General features: G+C 41.6%; 23 protein-coding genes. 17 read left to right on the top strand and 6 right to left on the bottom strand.

Annotation, left to right across the window (positions count from 1 at the left end; genetic code table 11):
* Window positions 1-17: 17 nt before the first annotated feature.
* From tpiA to AC3WTB_RS06890, 8 genes are all read left to right on the top strand, one after another.
* On the top strand, window positions 18-779 hold the full coding sequence (gene tpiA, locus AC3WTB_RS06925) for a triose-phosphate isomerase (protein WP_017359213.1): 762 nt from the start codon (window positions 18-20) through the stop codon (window positions 777-779).
* Entirely contained in the window at window positions 772-2307 is a 1536-nt protein-coding gene (gene gpmI, locus AC3WTB_RS06920; RefSeq protein ID WP_107163049.1) for a 2,3-bisphosphoglycerate-independent phosphoglycerate mutase, read from the top strand. Before tpiA ends, gpmI begins: the two co-directional genes overlap by 8 nt.
* A gap of 30 nt (window positions 2308-2337) precedes the next feature.
* The gene (gene eno, locus AC3WTB_RS06915; protein ID WP_003212752.1) at window positions 2338-3630 is read left to right on the top strand and encodes a phosphopyruvate hydratase; all 1293 of its coding nucleotides are present in this window, start codon (window positions 2338-2340) and stop codon (window positions 3628-3630) included.
* Window positions 3631-3885: 255 nt separating this feature from the next.
* Window positions 3886-4155, top strand: a complete 270-nt coding sequence (locus AC3WTB_RS06910; protein WP_041107838.1) for a hypothetical protein — start codon at window positions 3886-3888, stop codon at window positions 4153-4155.
* Between the two features lie 58 nt (window positions 4156-4213).
* Window positions 4214-4981 carry an ATP-binding cassette domain-containing protein gene (locus AC3WTB_RS06905; protein WP_372555735.1) on the top strand — a complete coding sequence of 256 codons (768 nt, stop codon included), beginning with the start codon at window positions 4214-4216 and terminating at the stop codon, window positions 4979-4981.
* Window positions 4953-6350, top strand: coding sequence for a hypothetical protein (locus AC3WTB_RS06900; protein WP_372555734.1), 1398 nt, complete (start codon window positions 4953-4955; stop codon window positions 6348-6350). Before AC3WTB_RS06905 ends, AC3WTB_RS06900 begins: the two co-directional genes overlap by 29 nt.
* Window positions 6347-6715: a hypothetical protein gene (locus AC3WTB_RS06895; RefSeq protein ID WP_372555733.1), complete on the top strand. Its 369-nt coding sequence runs from the start codon at window positions 6347-6349 to the stop codon at window positions 6713-6715. The genes AC3WTB_RS06900 and AC3WTB_RS06895 overlap by 4 nt, the downstream gene beginning before the upstream one ends.
* Window positions 6712-6993, top strand: a complete 282-nt coding sequence (locus tag AC3WTB_RS06890; protein ID WP_039181498.1) for a hypothetical protein — start codon at window positions 6712-6714, stop codon at window positions 6991-6993. The genes AC3WTB_RS06895 and AC3WTB_RS06890 overlap by 4 nt, the downstream gene beginning before the upstream one ends.
* Before the next feature lie 22 nt (window positions 6994-7015).
* Here the strand turns inward: AC3WTB_RS06890 and AC3WTB_RS06885 are convergent, their stop codons facing one another.
* Both AC3WTB_RS06885 and AC3WTB_RS06880 read right to left on the bottom strand, forming a co-directional pair.
* On the bottom strand, window positions 7016-7480 hold the full coding sequence (locus AC3WTB_RS06885; protein ID WP_492333511.1) for a GNAT family N-acetyltransferase: 465 nt from the start codon (window positions 7478-7480) through the stop codon (window positions 7016-7018).
* Window positions 7481-7494: 14 nt separating this feature from the next.
* The gene (locus AC3WTB_RS06880) at window positions 7495-7959 is read right to left on the bottom strand and encodes a hypothetical protein (protein WP_126682317.1); all 465 of its coding nucleotides are present in this window, start codon (window positions 7957-7959) and stop codon (window positions 7495-7497) included.
* A gap of 118 nt (window positions 7960-8077) precedes the next feature.
* Here AC3WTB_RS06880 and AC3WTB_RS06875 point away from each other — a divergent pair, with 118 nt between their 5' ends.
* Window positions 8078-8710: a MarC family protein gene (locus AC3WTB_RS06875; protein ID WP_047202979.1), complete on the top strand. Its 633-nt coding sequence runs from the start codon at window positions 8078-8080 to the stop codon at window positions 8708-8710.
* A gap of 55 nt (window positions 8711-8765) precedes the next feature.
* Here the strand turns inward: AC3WTB_RS06875 and AC3WTB_RS06870 are convergent, their stop codons facing one another.
* Entirely contained in the window at window positions 8766-9302 is a 537-nt protein-coding gene (locus tag AC3WTB_RS06870) for a GbsR/MarR family transcriptional regulator (protein ID WP_024426065.1), read from the bottom strand.
* A 269-nt stretch (window positions 9303-9571) separates the two neighbouring features.
* On the opposite strand from AC3WTB_RS06870, the gene AC3WTB_RS06865 reads away from it, so the two are divergent.
* From AC3WTB_RS06865 to AC3WTB_RS06850, 4 genes are read left to right on the top strand one after another with little or no spacing between them, the layout of a single operon-like run.
* Window positions 9572-10720, top strand: a complete 1149-nt coding sequence (locus AC3WTB_RS06865; protein ID WP_492333510.1) for a betaine/proline/choline family ABC transporter ATP-binding protein — start codon at window positions 9572-9574, stop codon at window positions 10718-10720.
* 13 nt (window positions 10721-10733) lie between these two features.
* Window positions 10734-11387, top strand: a complete 654-nt coding sequence (locus tag AC3WTB_RS06860; RefSeq protein WP_034280933.1) for an ABC transporter permease — start codon at window positions 10734-10736, stop codon at window positions 11385-11387.
* Window positions 11388-11400: 13 nt separating this feature from the next.
* A complete protein-coding gene (locus tag AC3WTB_RS06855; RefSeq protein WP_366204049.1) occupies window positions 11401-12318 on the top strand; it encodes an osmoprotectant ABC transporter substrate-binding protein in 918 nt (305 codons plus the stop codon).
* A 21-nt stretch (window positions 12319-12339) separates the two neighbouring features.
* On the top strand, window positions 12340-13029 hold the full coding sequence (locus AC3WTB_RS06850; RefSeq protein WP_099663687.1) for an ABC transporter permease: 690 nt from the start codon (window positions 12340-12342) through the stop codon (window positions 13027-13029).
* Window positions 13030-13109: 80 nt separating this feature from the next.
* Here the strand turns inward: AC3WTB_RS06850 and catR are convergent, their stop codons facing one another.
* The 3 genes from catR to AC3WTB_RS06835 form a co-directional block, all read right to left on the bottom strand.
* Window positions 13110-13430, bottom strand: coding sequence for a catDE operon transcriptional regulator CatR (catR, locus tag AC3WTB_RS06845; protein ID WP_024423485.1), 321 nt, complete (start codon window positions 13428-13430; stop codon window positions 13110-13112).
* Between the two features lie 81 nt (window positions 13431-13511).
* On the bottom strand, window positions 13512-13913 hold the full coding sequence (locus AC3WTB_RS06840; RefSeq protein WP_059377593.1) for a helix-turn-helix domain-containing protein: 402 nt from the start codon (window positions 13911-13913) through the stop codon (window positions 13512-13514).
* Between the two features lie 130 nt (window positions 13914-14043).
* On the bottom strand, window positions 14044-14448 hold the full coding sequence (locus AC3WTB_RS06835) for a helix-turn-helix domain-containing protein (protein WP_034660010.1): 405 nt from the start codon (window positions 14446-14448) through the stop codon (window positions 14044-14046).
* Between the two features lie 154 nt (window positions 14449-14602).
* On the opposite strand from AC3WTB_RS06835, the gene AC3WTB_RS06830 reads away from it, so the two are divergent.
* The 4 genes from AC3WTB_RS06830 to AC3WTB_RS06815 all read left to right on the top strand — a co-directional run bounded on the left by AC3WTB_RS06830 (window position 14603) and on the right by AC3WTB_RS06815 (window position 16447).
* A complete protein-coding gene (locus tag AC3WTB_RS06830; RefSeq protein ID WP_024719830.1) occupies window positions 14603-14836 on the top strand; it encodes a helix-turn-helix domain-containing protein in 234 nt (77 codons plus the stop codon).
* 29 nt (window positions 14837-14865) lie between these two features.
* Complete coding sequence (locus AC3WTB_RS06825; RefSeq protein ID WP_039181465.1) at window positions 14866-15156, top strand: AbrB/MazE/SpoVT family DNA-binding domain-containing protein; 291 nt, start codon at window positions 14866-14868, stop codon at window positions 15154-15156.
* 186 nt (window positions 15157-15342) lie between these two features.
* Window positions 15343-15576 carry a preprotein translocase subunit SecG gene (gene secG, locus AC3WTB_RS06820; RefSeq protein WP_003212746.1) on the top strand — a complete coding sequence of 78 codons (234 nt, stop codon included), beginning with the start codon at window positions 15343-15345 and terminating at the stop codon, window positions 15574-15576.
* 124 nt (window positions 15577-15700) lie between these two features.
* A complete protein-coding gene (locus AC3WTB_RS06815) occupies window positions 15701-16447 on the top strand; it encodes an alpha/beta hydrolase (RefSeq protein ID WP_039181462.1) in 747 nt (248 codons plus the stop codon).
* The last annotated feature ends 7 nt before the right edge of the window (window positions 16448-16454 follow it).

The raw sequence follows: 16454 nt of genomic DNA, 5'->3' as shown, positions 1-16454 counted from the left end.
ATAAGGAAGTGTCAATCATGAGAAAACCAATTATAGCTGGGAACTGGAAAATGAACAAAACACTTGGCGAAGCAGTCAGCTTTGTTGAAGAAGTTAAGTCATCTATTCCATCTCCTGACAAAGTGGAATCCATTGTCTGTGCGCCAGCTCTTTTCCTTGAAAAGCTAAACAGCCTATCAAACGGAACAGACCTTAAAATTGGTGCACAAAACATGCACTTTGAAGAAAATGGTGCATTCACTGGTGAAATCAGCCCTGCTGCTCTAAAAGATCTAGGCATCGGCTATTCAGTGATTGGGCATTCAGAGCGCCGTGAATTCTTTGCTGAAACAGATGAAACAGTGAACAAAAAAGCACATGCTGCATTCAAGCATGGCATCGTTCCAATTATTTGTGTTGGTGAAACGCTTGAAGAGCGTGAAGCTGGCAAAACAAATGAACTTGTCGCTGATCAAGTGAAGAAAGCACTAGCTGGTTTAACGAAGCAGCAAGTGGCTGAATCTGTGATTGCCTATGAGCCAATCTGGGCTATTGGTACAGGAAAATCTTCTACAGCGAAAGATGCAAACGACGTTTGCGCACACATCCGCCAAACCGTTGCAAGCGAATTTGGTCAAGAAGCGGCAGACAGCCTTCGCATTCAATATGGCGGAAGCGTGAAGCCGGCAAATATTAAAGAATATATGGCAGAATCCGATATTGACGGTGCTTTGGTAGGCGGCGCAAGCTTAGAACCTCAGTCTTTCGTTCAATTATTGGAGGAAGGTCAATATGAGTAAGAAACCAGCAGCATTAATCATCTTAGACGGGTTCGGTTTAAGAGGCGAAACAGTCGGTAACGCTGTCGCACAAGCAAAAAAACCGAACTTTGACCGCTACTGGAACGAATTTCCGCATCAAACCTTAACGGCTTCAGGTGAGGCAGTAGGTCTCCCAGAAGGTCAAATGGGGAACTCTGAAGTGGGGCATTTGAACATCGGTGCAGGACGCATTGTATATCAAAGCTTAACAAGAGTGAATGTTGCCATTCGTGATGGGGAATTTGAGAAAAACGAAACGTTCCTAGAGGCAATGACTTATGCAAAAGAGAATGACAAGGCGCTTCATTTATTTGGTCTCTTGTCAGACGGCGGTGTGCACAGTCATATCCAGCATCTTTTTGCCCTGCTGAAGCTGGCGAAAAAAGAAGGCTTAACAAAGGTATACATTCATGGCTTCTTGGACGGACGTGACGTTGGTCAGAAGACAGCCAAAGTGTACTTAAAACAGCTGGAAGAACAAATCAAAGAAATCGGTGTCGGTGAAGTGGCAACACTTTCTGGACGCTATTACTCAATGGACCGTGACAAACGCTGGGATCGTGTGGAGAAAGCGTACCGCGCGATGGCGTATGGTGAAGGCCCAAGTTATCAAAACATCTATGATGTCGTTGATGACTCCTATGAAAATGGAATCTACGATGAATTCGTTATTCCATCTGTCATTACGAGAGAAAATGGTGAGCCGGTTGCCAAAGTAAACGACGGCGACTCTGTGATTTTCTATAACTTCCGTCCAGACCGTGCCATCCAAATCTCGAACACTTTCACAAATGCAGATTTCCGCTCGTTTGACCGCGGAGAAGCTCATCCGAAGAATTTACACTTCGTTTGCTTCACACACTTCAGTGAAACGGTTGACGGCTATGTTGCCTTCAAACCAGTGAATTTGGATAACACAGTAGGAGAAGTGCTTGCTCAAAACGGATTGAAACAGCTGCGGATTGCTGAAACAGAAAAATATCCTCACGTGACGTTCTTTATGAGCGGTGGCCGTGAAGAAGAATTTCCTGGTGAAGACCGCATCTTAATCAATTCACCAGATGTGGCAACCTATGACCTCAAGCCGGAAATGAGCGCTTATGAGGTAAAGGATGCACTTGTTGCAGACATCAATGCTGATAAGCATGATGCGATCATTCTGAACTTTGCTAACCCGGATATGGTTGGTCATTCAGGTATGCTTGAGCCAACAATCAAAGCCATTGAAGCAGTAGATGAGTGCTTAGGAGCTGTAGTCGACGCAATCCTGGCAAAAGGCGGACATGCCATCATCACGGCAGACCACGGTAACGCAGACGTGCTCATTACCGAAGAAGGAAAGCCGCATACTGCACATACAACGAATCCTGTGCCAGTCATCGTGACGAAAAAAGGTGCGACGCTTAGAGAAGGCGGCATTTTAGCCGATCTATCTCCAACGCTTTTAGACTTACTTGGTCTTGAAAAACCAAAAGAGATGACAGGAACATCATTGATTCAAAAATAACAAATTGATTCAAAAGGAGAGAAATTAAAAATGCCATACATTGTTGACGTATATGCACGCGAAGTATTAGACTCTCGCGGTAACCCAACAGTTGAAGTAGAAGTTTACACAGAATCTGGCGGCTTTGGCCGTGCGCTTGTTCCAAGTGGTGCTTCTACTGGTGAATATGAAGCAGTAGAACTACGTGACGGAGACAAAGACCGTTACCTTGGAAAAGGTGTTCTGACAGCTGTAAACAACGTAAACGAAATCATTGCACCAGAGCTTTTAGGCTTTGATGTAACAGAACAAGTAGCGATCGACAAAATGTTAATCGAACTTGACGGAACAGAAAACAAAGGGAAATTAGGCGCAAACGCAATCCTTGGCGTATCTATCGCTGTAGCACGTGCGGCTGCTGATTTCTTACAAATTCCACTTTATCAATACCTTGGTGGATTCAACTCCAAAACGCTTCCAGTACCGATGATGAACATCGTCAACGGTGGAGAGCATGCGGATAATAACGTAGACATTCAAGAATTCATGATTATGCCTGTAGGTGCTCCAAACTTCCGTGAAGCACTTCGCATGGGCGCTCAAATCTTCCATAGCCTGAAATCTGTATTAAGCGCAAAAGGTTTAAACACAGCTGTAGGTGACGAAGGTGGATTCGCTCCAAACCTTGGTTCTAACGAAGAAGCACTTCAAACTATCGTTGAAGCGATCGAAAAAGCTGGGTTCAAACCAGGTGAAGAAGTGAAACTTGCAATGGATGCTGCATCTTCTGAGTTCTACAACAAAGAAGACGGTAAATATCATTTATCAGGCGAAGGTGTTGTGAAAACATCTGCTGAAATGGTTGACTGGTATGAAGATATGGTATCGAAATACCCAATCATTTCTATCGAAGACGGCCTTGATGAAAACGACTGGGAAGGTCACAAACTATTAACTGAGCGCCTTGGCAGCAAGGTTCAGCTAGTAGGAGATGACTTATTCGTAACGAACACGAAGAAGCTTTCTGAAGGTATTAAAAATGGTGTTGGTAACTCAATCCTGATCAAAGTAAACCAAATCGGTACATTAACTGAAACATTTGATGCAATCGAAATGGCAAAACGCGCAGGATACACAGCTGTTATTTCTCACCGTTCTGGTGAAACTGAAGACAGCACAATTGCAGACATCGCTGTTGCAACAAACGCTGGACAAATCAAAACAGGTGCTCCGTCTCGTACGGACCGTGTGGCGAAATACAACCAATTACTTCGCATCGAAGATCAATTGGCTGAAACAGCACAATATCACGGCATTGCAACATTCTATAACTTGAATAAATAATGTCAGCTATGCGCTGCGTTCCACTCTTTCATGAGAGCGGGACGCAGCGTTTTTTTGTTGAGCGAAATCCGCTGGCTAATTCATTTGACTTATCCTATTTCTGTAAAACCTCCTCCTTCAGTTAGAGAAAAAGTCAAAATCCCCTCCATTTATAAGCACTAAATCATGAAAATTCGTCTAAAAATATGATCTGAAATGAACTTATGCTTTCTGTAAGGGGGTGGTATCATTTTACATATATTAGGGGGTGATGAGATGCTGAATCCTTTTAGCCTTCGTTTTCCAGTAGGTGTGTATATGTATGTCCTTCACCTGTTGGCGGCATATGATGAAAGGAAGCAACGAATTCTAACTTCTAAGAATGTACAGAAAAACGCATTTTGGATTTATGTCCTTGCCGCTATATTGGGCATTATTTCACTTGGAGCATTGATTTGGGCATGCAAGACCTTTGGACGGGGCTCGAAATTTTTAGGAGAGTTCAAATTATTAGGCATGTACGTTAAAATCCAGTGTGGTTATTAACAGGGATGAGAACAGATGCAAGGTCATCTGTTCTATCTGAATCAAACGGAGGGATATGATGCTGACATTACAATTAAAAGAAAAAACATATAGCCGCACCTTCTCTCTCCGCAATATTCAAATAAGTGTCGAGAAAGGGCAGATGCTGCTGCTTTTGGGGCATAATGGTGCGGGAAAGACGACGATGATCCAATCCATGTTTGGGCTGACGCCATTTATAGGATGCGTCACTTTACATGGTAAACAGCTGAACCTTCAATCCTCAGAACATATCTCCTTGTTGAAAAAACATGTTTCCTATATTCCTGATGACCATTCGTTGTTCGATTATTTATCGCCGAGGGAATACTTTCAATTACTTCAGCTGCCAAATGAGCAAGATGTCACACGGGAAGAGACGTTCATTGATTTGTTTGAGCTGGGATCGTATATGGATCAGCCTATCGCTCAGCTGTCTCATGGCAATCAAAAGAAAACGCAGATCATTTCACAGCTCCTCAGGCCATGTGATTATTATGTGTTTGATGAGCCAACGAACGGACTTGATCCAGATATGATGATCATCTTAAAAAAGGTGCTCATGAAGCTGAGAGAGCAAGGCGCTGGCATTCTCATTTCAACCCATCATTTGAGTTTTGGTGATACGCTTTATGACCATCTCATGATCTTGAGAAATGGTGACGTCAAGCTGGAGATGTCCCGCCAAGAAACGAATCAGACATTTCCTCATCAGGCACTTGAAGAGATTTATAAAGAAGTGAATCGAGATTACTATATGCAGGTGGAGAGGTTACTCAATGATCTGGACACGACACGTTCTTCATAAAATAGAATGGGGGATGCTGACAGCAAAAGGAAAGCAGCTCGCAAAAAAGTACCCAATACAGCTTCTCGCAGCCGCGGCTTTTTTCTTGCTCATGTATGCGATATACGTCGTTATCAGCCTGCGCTTTTTCATGCAGGCAGGAGAAAGCGAGCCGGCTTCTCTATACCTCCAATTGATGAAAATGACGCTTTTATTTTTAAGCGCAGGCATTGTGTTATCCCGCAATAAATTAAAGCGCCAGGAATATCAATTCTACTTTTTGAATAGTGCGATACAAAGTGTGCCATTTGTCCTTTGTGTATATTTCTTTCCGATGCTCTTTTGTTTCCTCGTGGTTGGACTACTTTTTTTACCGATTGTATTAGGCCTTTTGATCAGCGGTGTTACGCCATCTCTTTATTGGATAACGGTTGTATGCATGACTTGCTGTGTACTGGCTCTGTTTGCACTCGCTTCTTGGATGGTGATGCGGATTGCTGTGAGCCATTTCGTATCAAAAACAAAAGAGCATTTGCTGCTGCAAACGCTCGGCTTTGCGGTGCTGAATCTATTGGTGTTTCTCCTTTTGCAAAAAGCAATGGAGATGATCCGCGTATGGCCATCAGTCTATCTCATATTTCTAATGATCCTTCTAAGCGCTGCCTGGCTATGGCTGAAGGGGTTAGCGGCTTCTTATGTCCATTGGATGTTTTTGCAGCTGAAAACAGAGGTGAAGTCGTTTTCTTATAAGAAAATCAGAACGCAATCTTCCTTTCTGACGCACCTGCGGCAGGAATTGGTCTATTTCAGCCGTTCATCTGTTTTTAAAGAACAGGGCATTTTGTTTTTATTTCTCGTTTGTTTGACGGCGGGGCTGCCTTTTGTTTTTACACCGGTAGAAATCGGCTGGCTGTATGCCTTTATTGTTCAGTATGCGTTAAAGGAAATATTGATCATGCTTCCGCTGATGATTGGCAGAGAATATCATATGAATCAAAGGGCCATCTTTATGTTAAATACATCAAAGGGCGCTTATTTGTTGTCGAGAATTTTATTTTATTACGCTATTAATTTGTTGCTATATTTTGTGTTTATTGGGTTTGCATCTATAGTGATAGGCATTGAAAGTGAAGGCCATGTCCTTGCAAGTTTGTCTATTTTGTTGATCACTGCTATGGCGGCCTGTACCGGATTTATCGTGAAGATCAGTGAGTTTAATAAACTGTTTGTCATCGTAATGATGATTGCTGTATTCAGCTTCATCGATATGCTTTTATTGAAGTGGCTTTCAACAGATGTGTATCTTCTCGCCACCGCCTATCTGCTAGGTTCACTTGCATTTTTTAGCTGTATATATGCGGTCATGTTAAAGAGGCCTGTCTTGCGATGATAGAGCTTGTGTGTAGTTTCCTAGCGGTTGTGCTGATACATGAACTCGGTCATATGCTGATGATCATGGTGTGTAACAAAATTGAAAAAAGACCGCTCTTTGATTTTGTGATAACGATTGATTGGAAGCATGTGGCGGTCGTCCATGAGAAATTTGTCCGGCCGAGCTTCAATATGATGGTGGCACTTGCAGGCCCGCTCTTTCCGGTGCTTTGTTCGATTGTGCTTTTTATGATATGCAAGCATCCGGTAAGTCATCAACTGCTGTTTTTTTCTTTACTAAATACGGTGATGCTGCATCCAGCTTGCCCAGACGGGAAAAATATCACAGCCAGTTTAAAAGAGATGAAGGAGAGAAAGAGATGATTAAAGTATTTCATTCGTTTTCCAGCGGTTTAACACTTGCGATGCTGTATGTATTTGCTGTGTTTATGACCCCTGTTTTTTTACTGCTGCTAGAGGTCAATCATGTTGAATCAAGTCCATCAATGTTTGGCATGCCATTTTATATCATGAAAATTGAAGAGTATCAATTCAGTTCAGAGGCGACGCTCTTTGGATGTGTGGTCTGCTTTTTAGCTGGCGCCGTGCTCTATTTTTTCATTCAATATGTGAAGCATGTGGTGAAAAAGCGTAGAACATAAAAAAAGCAGACGGAACAAAACATCAGTCTGCTTGCAAAGTGAGTGAGAGCCGTACCATATCCATACACTGAATGCCATTTTCAAAAATCGGTTCATCATAATGCTTAAGAAAGAAATCGTGGTCAATAGATGTCATGCGGAAGCCGCATTTCTGATAAAGTGCGAGCTGCTGGATACTCGAGTTACCTGTGCCGATTTCAATCGTGTGAAAGCCGGAGGCTTTCGCTTCAGCAATGGCATGGCGGATCAGCTGCTTTCCAATTCCTTTTCCTTGCCATGATTCCTTCACGGCGACGTTGATAATTTCGACTGTCTGCTGAGACAGAGATAAAAGCACATAGATACCAATCACGTCCTGTTCATGATAAGCGGCATAACAAGAACCGGATTGCACATATTCAAGTACCTTTTCCTTTGAAGGATCAGCTAAGAGTAAAAGATCCATAGGGACAGAATGATCACCTGACAATGGCCGAATGTGTATCATGTTTTTCATCCTTTCTATTCTTTAATATATCCTTGTTTCACACCCCAATCATATTGATCCTGTACCCATTGTGAGGGCGGATTGTGGGTGACATTTGGGTCTTTTTTGACCGTTGTTTTCCTTGGAGTCTGTGAAGTCTGCTTATTCGCTTGAGCTGTGGCTTTCGCTGCTGTCAGCTCTTTTTGAAGCTGGTCGATTTTTGCCTCAAGCGCTTTACGCTGTTTGACTTCTTTTTGATAGGCTTTCTTTTCTTTTTTGAGCTTTTTCGTGATGGTAGACAGTTTCTTTTTTTGATCTTCGTTTTTATGCTTCATATCTGCTTGATTTGATTTTAACTTCGAAAGCTGCTCAGTGTTTGTTTTGCTTTCTTGCTGATGTTTTTCCTCTGCTGCTTTGATGGACTGCTGCTGCCAAACAATCCAGCCGGCTGCTCCTAAAACCACAGCACATAAAAGGATGATGGTGATCGTTTTCTTCATGTGTCATTCCCCTTTCTTTAAACCTTTATTATCATCGGTTAAATATATACAGGTTTTAACATCCTAAGGGAATATTCACATCAGATTGGCAGACACTAAGAAAAAAGGAGGGTGTCTGTTGATTTCCTTTATGATTCATGTCGTGGTCTCATTATTTGCTGTATCAAACCCCATTGGAAACGTGCCTCTTTTTATCACCTTAACTGAAGGATATACAGAGAAAGAACGCTCCCAAACAGCCAAAAAAGCCATTGTGGTCTCTTTCATTATTTTGGTTGCCTTTTTATTGGCAGGGAGGCTCATTTTCAAATTGTTTGGGATCGATATTCATGCACTCCGCATCGCCGGAGGTATTTTCATTTTTGGTATCGCTTACAATTTACTGAATGCAAAGGAGTCACATGTCCAAAATCCTCATTCTGAGGAAAAGGCAGAAAGCAAAGAAAAGGCGGATGTCTCCGTTACGCCGCTGGCGATTCCGATCATCGCTGGTCCCGGTACAATCGCTACAGTGATGAGCTTAACCCCGGGAAGTCAAGGGATGCTTCACATGTTTGCGATTTTAATCGGCATTGTCATCGTACTGGCGATGACCTTTTATGCCTTTCATTATTCAAGTTTCATTATGCGAAAAATGGGGAAAACAGAGATGAATGTCGTGACTCGCTTAATGGGATTAATTCTTGCTGTAGTGGCAGTTGAAATGATTGGCGCGGGCTTAAAAGGGATGTTTCCGATGTTTATGTCATAAGTGTATATAAAAAAGCTGTTTTTTTCTACAATGATGTAAAATAAAACAGCTTTTTTTAAGGTTTCGGCACATGCTTAAATACTTCTTCACTCTCAAAGAATTCAATTAAGCGGCTAATCCAATCATAGTAATCAAGACTTTCCTTGATTTCTGAAAGAAGCAGATTGATTTTATCCTCTGTCTCTTCTGGCAGGTCGTCCTGTTCAAGCAATTCCAGCAATTCCTTGCACGTTTTCTTATGTGCTTTGCGGTTTTTGCTGACAACTCGGGACCAATTGGCTGCAAACAAGGAAATAAACGTTTGGTATTGATCTTGCTCAACGTCATATAGATCTTTACGTATTCCTTTTTCATAAACCTTTTCCGCAATATTCAAATCGAGCATTTCTCGAACGACTTGACTCATTCTCGTTTTGCTCATGCCTGTCGCCTCTGATAGCTCTCCAAGCGTCATTGGTTTACGGTTCATGTGAATGATACCAAGCACTCTACCTACTGTAGAAGAAAGACCAAAGGCATTCATGTTCTCGGCAGCTTTTTCAATATAATGATCCTGTGCTTTTTGAATGGCGCCTAACGCTTGCTTGTCCACTCCCCGATTCATCCCTTCACGACTGACAATTTGTAACACAATATATCATATACCTGTTTGTTGATGAAAACAATAAATATTGAGTATTTGCTCGTAATTTGGAGGAAAAAGGAGAGATCTCTATCTAGCAGGCCGTTAACTGAAAATTTTAAATAAATGTTATGCAATACAAACACATCGTAAACTTTTTATTTTATAAAGTTTGCACTATAATAAATAAGGTGTAAATTTTCTGAAAATATTGATCCGACTAATTGGAGGTGTCTCATTTGCTGAAACTAGAGAATGTATCTAAGACGTATAAAGGCGGAAAAAAGGCTGTCAAAAATATTGATTTAGAAATAGCAAAAGGAGAATTTATTTGTTTTATTGGACCGAGTGGCTGTGGTAAGACAACAACCATGAAGATGATCAACCGACTCATCGAACCTTCCTCAGGAAACATCTTCATCGAGGGAGAAAATATTATGAAAAAAGATCCAGTTCAATTAAGAAGAGAAATTGGCTATGTGATTCAGCAAATTGGACTGTTCCCCCATATGACCATCGCACAAAACATTTCACTTGTTCCAAAGCTGTTAAAATGGCCGGAAGAAAAACGAAAAGAACGGGCACGTGAACTGCTGAAGCTTGTCGACATGGGACCAGAATATTTAGAGCGCTACCCTCATGAACTCAGCGGAGGACAGCAGCAGCGCATCGGTGTTCTTCGCGCACTAGCAGCGGAACCCCCTCTGATCCTCATGGATGAACCGTTTGGCGCACTTGATCCAATCACACGAGATTCATTGCAGGAAGAATTTAAGAAACTGCAAAAAACGTTAAATAAAACCATCGTATTCGTCACACATGACATGGACGAAGCCATTAAACTAGCTGATCGAATTGTGATTTTAAAAGATGGAGAGATTGTCCAAGTAGGTACGCCTGACGATATTCTGCGGAACCCTGCCACTGAATTCGTAGAAGAATTCATCGGCAAAGAACGGCTGCTTCAATCGAACCCGAACATGGAACGTGTAGAACAAATGATGAACACGTCACCAGTTACCATTACAGTTGAAAAAACATTAACAGATGCCATCTACATCATGAGAGAAAAGCGGGTCGATTCCTTGCTTGTAGTAGATGAACATCATGTGCTAAAAGGCTATATCGATATTGAAACAATCGATGCGAACCGCAGAAAAGCAGCTTTCGTTGGTGATATTTTAAATACAGAGTTCTATACCGTACAAGAAGGCGCACTTCTAAGAGACACTGTCCGGAAAATCTTAATACGCGGCATTAAATATGTACCGGTTGTGGATGCAGAAGGGCACTTAAAAGGCATTGTGACACGTGCAAGTCTTGTAGATGTTGTGTACGACTCCATTTGGGGAGACGATACGCCGGCGGCTGTCACTGAAATGAATTAAGGGAGGTGTACACATGGATCAAATCATCGACTTTCTAGAGAAAAATGGTGGGGAACTCCTTACGAAAATGTGGGAGCATTTATATATTTCCTTAATTGCTGTTGTGCTTGGTATTCTTGTTGCCGTTCCTTTAGGTGTGGTTCTCACACGAATGAAACGAGGCGCAGGTTTTATCATCGGTATCGTGAATATCTTTCAAACACTCCCTAGTTTAGCGATTCTTGCCTTTTTTATTCCTATTTTGGGGGTTGGGAAAATACCTGCAATCGTTGCTCTCTTTTTCTATTCGGTTTTACCTATTTTAAGAAATACGTATGCCGGGGTCCAAGGTGTGAACAAAAACTTGCTTGAATCCGGTAAAGGAATCGGGATGACAACATGGGAACAAATTCGTCTTGTTGAACTCCCGCTTGCTGTACCGGTCATTATGGCAGGTGTCAGAACGTCAACGATTTATTTAATTGGCTGGACAACACTTGCAGCCTTTATCGGTGGAGGCGGTCTAGGTGACTACATTTTGATTGGACTTCAGCTGTATCAGCCGGAATTTATTATTGCAGGTGCGATCCCAGTCACGATTTTAGCAGTCATCATCGACCTATCATTAATGAAGCTGGAGAAAAAAGTAACACCAGAAGGCTTAAAAGGATTGAAGGAAGTTTCATAAGGAGTTGGCTTATGTGAAGAATCGAAAAACAAAATGGATCAGTGCACTGCTTGCCGGATGCTTGCTATTGATAAGCGGCTGTTCACTTCCTGGACTAGCCGGCTCCTCAGGGGGCACGCTGCGAATCGGAGCACAAAACTTTACCGAATCAGAAATTATGGCCTATATGGTTGGCGATATGATCGAACATTACACAGATAAAAAGACAACCATTGTGAAAAACCTAGGCTCCAACACTGTGCAGCAGAAAGCAATGGAAAACGGAGACGTTGACATCTCTGCCACAAGATATTCAGGCACGGATTTAACAAGTACGCTTGGAATGGATGCGGAAAAAGATCCGGAGCGTGCGATGGAGATCGTCCAAAAAGAATTTAAGAAACGATATGATTACAAATGGTTTGATTCTTATGGATTTGATAATACGTATGCCTTTGCCGTGACGCAGAAGATGGCAAAGGAAAACAAGATAGAAACGGTTTCTGATTTAAAAAAGAATGCGAACAATTACCGTTTTGGTGTCGATAACGTATGGCTCAAAAAGAAAGGCGACGGCTATGAAGGATTTGTGAAAACATACGGAATTAAATTTGGCAGCACATATCCGATGCAAATTGGTTTAGTCTATGATGCATTAAAAAATGAAAAAATGGATATTGTGCTTGCCTATTCTACGGATGGACGGATCAAGGCCTATAACCTTAAAATCTTAAAAGATGATAAGCGGTTCTTCCCGCCTTATGATGCATCGCCAGTAGTCCCGGAGAAAGTTTTAAAAGAAAATCCAGGGCTTAATAAGGTAATCAACAGGCTGATCGGAAAAATCGATACAGAACAAATGCAAGAGCTGAACTACCAAGTCGACGGCGAGCTTCAAGAACCAGCAACCGTTGCAAAGAATTTCCTGAAAAAGCACAATTACTTTGAGTAAGATGGGGAGGTGTCACGGCTGATGGACACACTGCAGCAATTATGGACGTATTATCAGCAGAACGGTTCATATGTGTTAGAAGAATTTTATCGGCATTTTCTCATGTCGGCGTATGGGGTGTTGTTTGCGGCGATTGTCGGGATTCCAGTAGGCATCTTTGTGGCGCATTACCGCAAGCTGAGCAATTGGGTCTTCGCCATTACCAACGTCATTCAAACGATACCGGCATTAGCGATGCTTTCCGTGTTGATGCTTGTATTAGGACTTGGCGCAAATACAGTCATCCTATCACTCTTTTTATATTCGCTTCTGCCGATCATCCGAAACACGTATACAGGCATTGTCAGCATTGAACATGCCTATTTAGAATCAGGTAAAGCGATGGGCATGACGAAATGGCAAGTGCTGAGAATGGTTGAATTACCGCTTGCTTTATCAGTCATTATGGCAGGCTTAAGAACCGCACTGGTCATCGCCATCGGTATTACAGCGATTGGAACATTTGTGGGCGCGGGAGGTCTTGGTGATATCATCATCAGAGGATCAAACGCCACAAACGGAACAGCCATCATTTTAGCAGGTGCGATTCCAACTGCACTCATGGCTATCGTTGCTGACCTTGTCATGGGCTGGCTCGAACGTTATTTAAGCCCGACAAACAAGAAAAAAGAAAGAAAAGCGTTAGCTGAAAAAAACATCACATCTGCTTAAGCGGTTGAAAAGACAAAACCTCCCTTACATCTGTAAGGGAGGTTGTTTTATGATGATCAGGCAGTTCACATGCATGTATTTTATGATTCAAGCGTGATCCATTCAGAGGACCACTTCGCAATTTCTTCAAAAACGGGTGCAAGTGAACGCCCCATATCTGTTAAAGAATACTCTATGCGCACGGGTGTTTCAGCAAAAACCTCCCGTTTTACAATACCTGCTGCCTCCAGCTCTTTTAATCTCTCAGATAATACTCTTCCGCTTAAATTTGTCAGAGCCGCCTCAATTTCACTAAAGCGCTGCTGACCTGAGAGAAGCTGAAAAACAATCAGTGCCACCCAGCGTTTGCTCAATAACTCAACTGCTTTTTCAAACCGCGGGCACATGTCAGATTGATTCATCTTCCTTCACTCCAATCTGAACCCATTATACCGTAAATCTGTCATAAATCGGCGTAAAAAGCTTGTTAATGATGAAAACATTTATGAGGATGATCGGCTGTTTAACATAAATAACAAATAGCGGTTGAGGTCCTCTATTTCTTTTTTCGAAAGGGTCGACCATATGTCACCATCAAATATTTCGAGATCATCAAGTTCATATTGCGCTGCAGCTTCCTTTATTTTGGATAAAGCCAGATCCTCTTCCTTGATCTGATGGACAGGAGAGACTTCCTCAATATAGCCCGCAGCCTGCATCATGTCTTCATAAGGTACCTTTAACGCACCAGCTAGCTTTTTAATCGTAGGAGGTTTCGGAATGCCGCGTTTCCCGTTTTCAATACGAGAAATACCGGCAGCGCTGACCTCAGAATACATCGCTAATTGGTTCACTGACAGCTTCTTTTCTTCACGTAATGCTCTTAAATATGCACCAAAGTTCATCAACGCAAAACCTCACATGGTTATAGATTCGATATGTCTATTTTACTTGATTTGTTGACTATTGGCAATAAGTATACCATGAAAATATTGACATTAGTTAATGGTGGATGTACATTAGGTTTATGCCCCGCTATTTGTTCGCCTTTTTTTGGTTGATGAGCGTGAGAAAGTATTCATTCAGCTGGCTGATGTCTTGTGCGGAGAGCCTTTCCCATTTGTCCCCGTCAAAAATGGGAAGATGTTCTACATCCTTTTGAAGCGCCGTTTGATAGATTTTTAACATGGACTCATATTTCGGTTTCATTTCATGAACTTGTTCCTGTTCAATATGACCGGCAAGCAGCATTAAATCCTCATAAGGCACCTTCAAGGCGTGTGCTAATTTTTTTATGGTTAAAGGCTTTGGCACACCGCGCTTTCCATTTTCAATACGAGAAATACCAGCAGCGCTTACACCTGAATACATGGCAAGTTGATTGACCGACATTTTTCTATTTTCTCTTAAAATGCGTAATTGTTCACCAAAGTGATTCATGACATCGAACCTCACATTTCAGTATATGACTTATTTTAGTATGATCATTGACCAAAGGGAATAGCAGAGGGGTAAAAGTGTTGACATAAGTTAATGAATCTACTTGATGTGAGAGCCTTACATGTTGTACATATTGATTCCATAGGAGGTTGTAATGATGGTCGAAAAGATTCAGATCAGGCGGGCTTTTGTCATGCAGTATATGATCGAGAACGATATGTCTTTAAATCAGCTCGCTGATGAAATTGGCATCTCTCCTGCCACTCTTAGCAGGGTATTAAATGGTCACCGAAAACCAGGACAGCTTGTCATTGGCAAAATGATTCATTACTTTGATAAAAAATTTGAAGATCTATTTTACTATGAAAATGTTGACAAAAGTCAATAATTCATATCATCACCAAGGAGGAAATGTCATTGAAAAGGACTGGGATGGTCAGACACATTGATTCTCTCGGCAGAATTGTTCTGCCCTCAGAAATGCGCAAGGTACTCAATATTAAAGAAGAGCAGCTGTTAGAAATTTTCATTGAAGATCAAACCATTATGCTGAAAAAATATGATGCAGATAAGAGCTGCCTGCTAACGGGACAAGTGACGAAGTACAACAAAAGCTATGGAAATGGAAGCGTGATGCTGAGTCCTGAAGGAGCTGAACGTTTGTTAGAAGAATTAAAACAGCTATTGAAGGAAGAAGCAACTCATTAAAAATGAGTTTTCAACCGAAAAATTGCATATAAAAATGCTGCAGCCAGCACTTTGGAACGAAATTGTATCAAAATAACGAATCAAGTCGACAATATATAGGAAATCTTTATTTTGATGTTTCGTGACATGCACCTTGTTTTCATGTAAAATAAAGTTATGTGTACCAGTTTGTCTGGAGGTGTTTTCATGCACGCATTTGTTATCACATTACTCGTAATTGTCAGTATCGCACTTATCATCGTTGTATTACTACAATCAAGTAAAAGTGCTGGACTGTCAGGCGCTATTTCAGGTGGAGCCGAGCAGCTTTTCGGTAAACAAAAAGCGAGAGGCCTTGACTTGATTCTTCACCGATTAACGGTTATTTTGTCAGTGCTTTTCTTCATCTTAACACTTGCATTGGCATATTTAGGCGTGTAAAGCGCGAGTAACAGAAGGTCTGATCTTTTTTCAGACCTTTTTTTATTATCAGCACTCTTTTGTGTTTGTTTCATACATACAAGTGGAAAATATAAACCATATCAGAAGGAAAGGAAGTCACATCATGAAAGTTGTTACACCAAAACCATTTACGTTTAAAGGTGGAGAAAAGGCGGTGCTTCTTCTTCACGGTTTTACTGGGAATACAGCCGATGTTCGAATGCTTGGCCGTTATTTGAACGAAAGAGGATATACATGTCATGCACCTCAATATAAAGGTCACGGTGTGCCGCCAGAAGAGCTGGTCCATACAGGCCCAGCTGACTGGTGGAAAGATGTAGAAGAAGGCTATCAATTCTTAAAAGATGAGGGCTATGAGGAGATTGCGGTTTGCGGACTATCCCTCGGAGGAGTTTTTTCATTGAAATTAGGTTACACTGTACCTGTAAAGGGAATTGTACCTATGTGTGCACCTATGTACATAAAAAGTGAAGAAGTCATGTACCAGGGTGTACTAGATTATGCCCGTAACTATAAGAAATTTGAGGGTAAGTCAGAGGACCAAATTGAACAAGAAATGGAAGCGTTCAAGAAAACACCAATGGATACTCTCAAGAGCCTGCAAGAACTGATTGCAGATGTCAGAAACAATGTCGACATGATCTATTCACCTACTTTTGTTGTGCAGGCACGTCACGATCATATGATTAATACAGACAGTGCGAATATCATTTATAACGAAGTAGAGACAGATGATAAGCATTTGAAATGGTATGAAGAATCAGGCCATGTCATCACGCTTGATAAAGAGCGGGAGAAGGTTCATCAGGATGTCTATGCATTCTTAGAATCGCTTGATTGGTCAATTTAAATATATA

This window comes from Bacillus sp. EB106-04-04-XG123, from assembly GCF_058791855.1.
The sequence above is the reverse complement of the archived record's forward strand: the minus strand, read 5'-3'. Positions and strand labels throughout refer to the sequence as shown.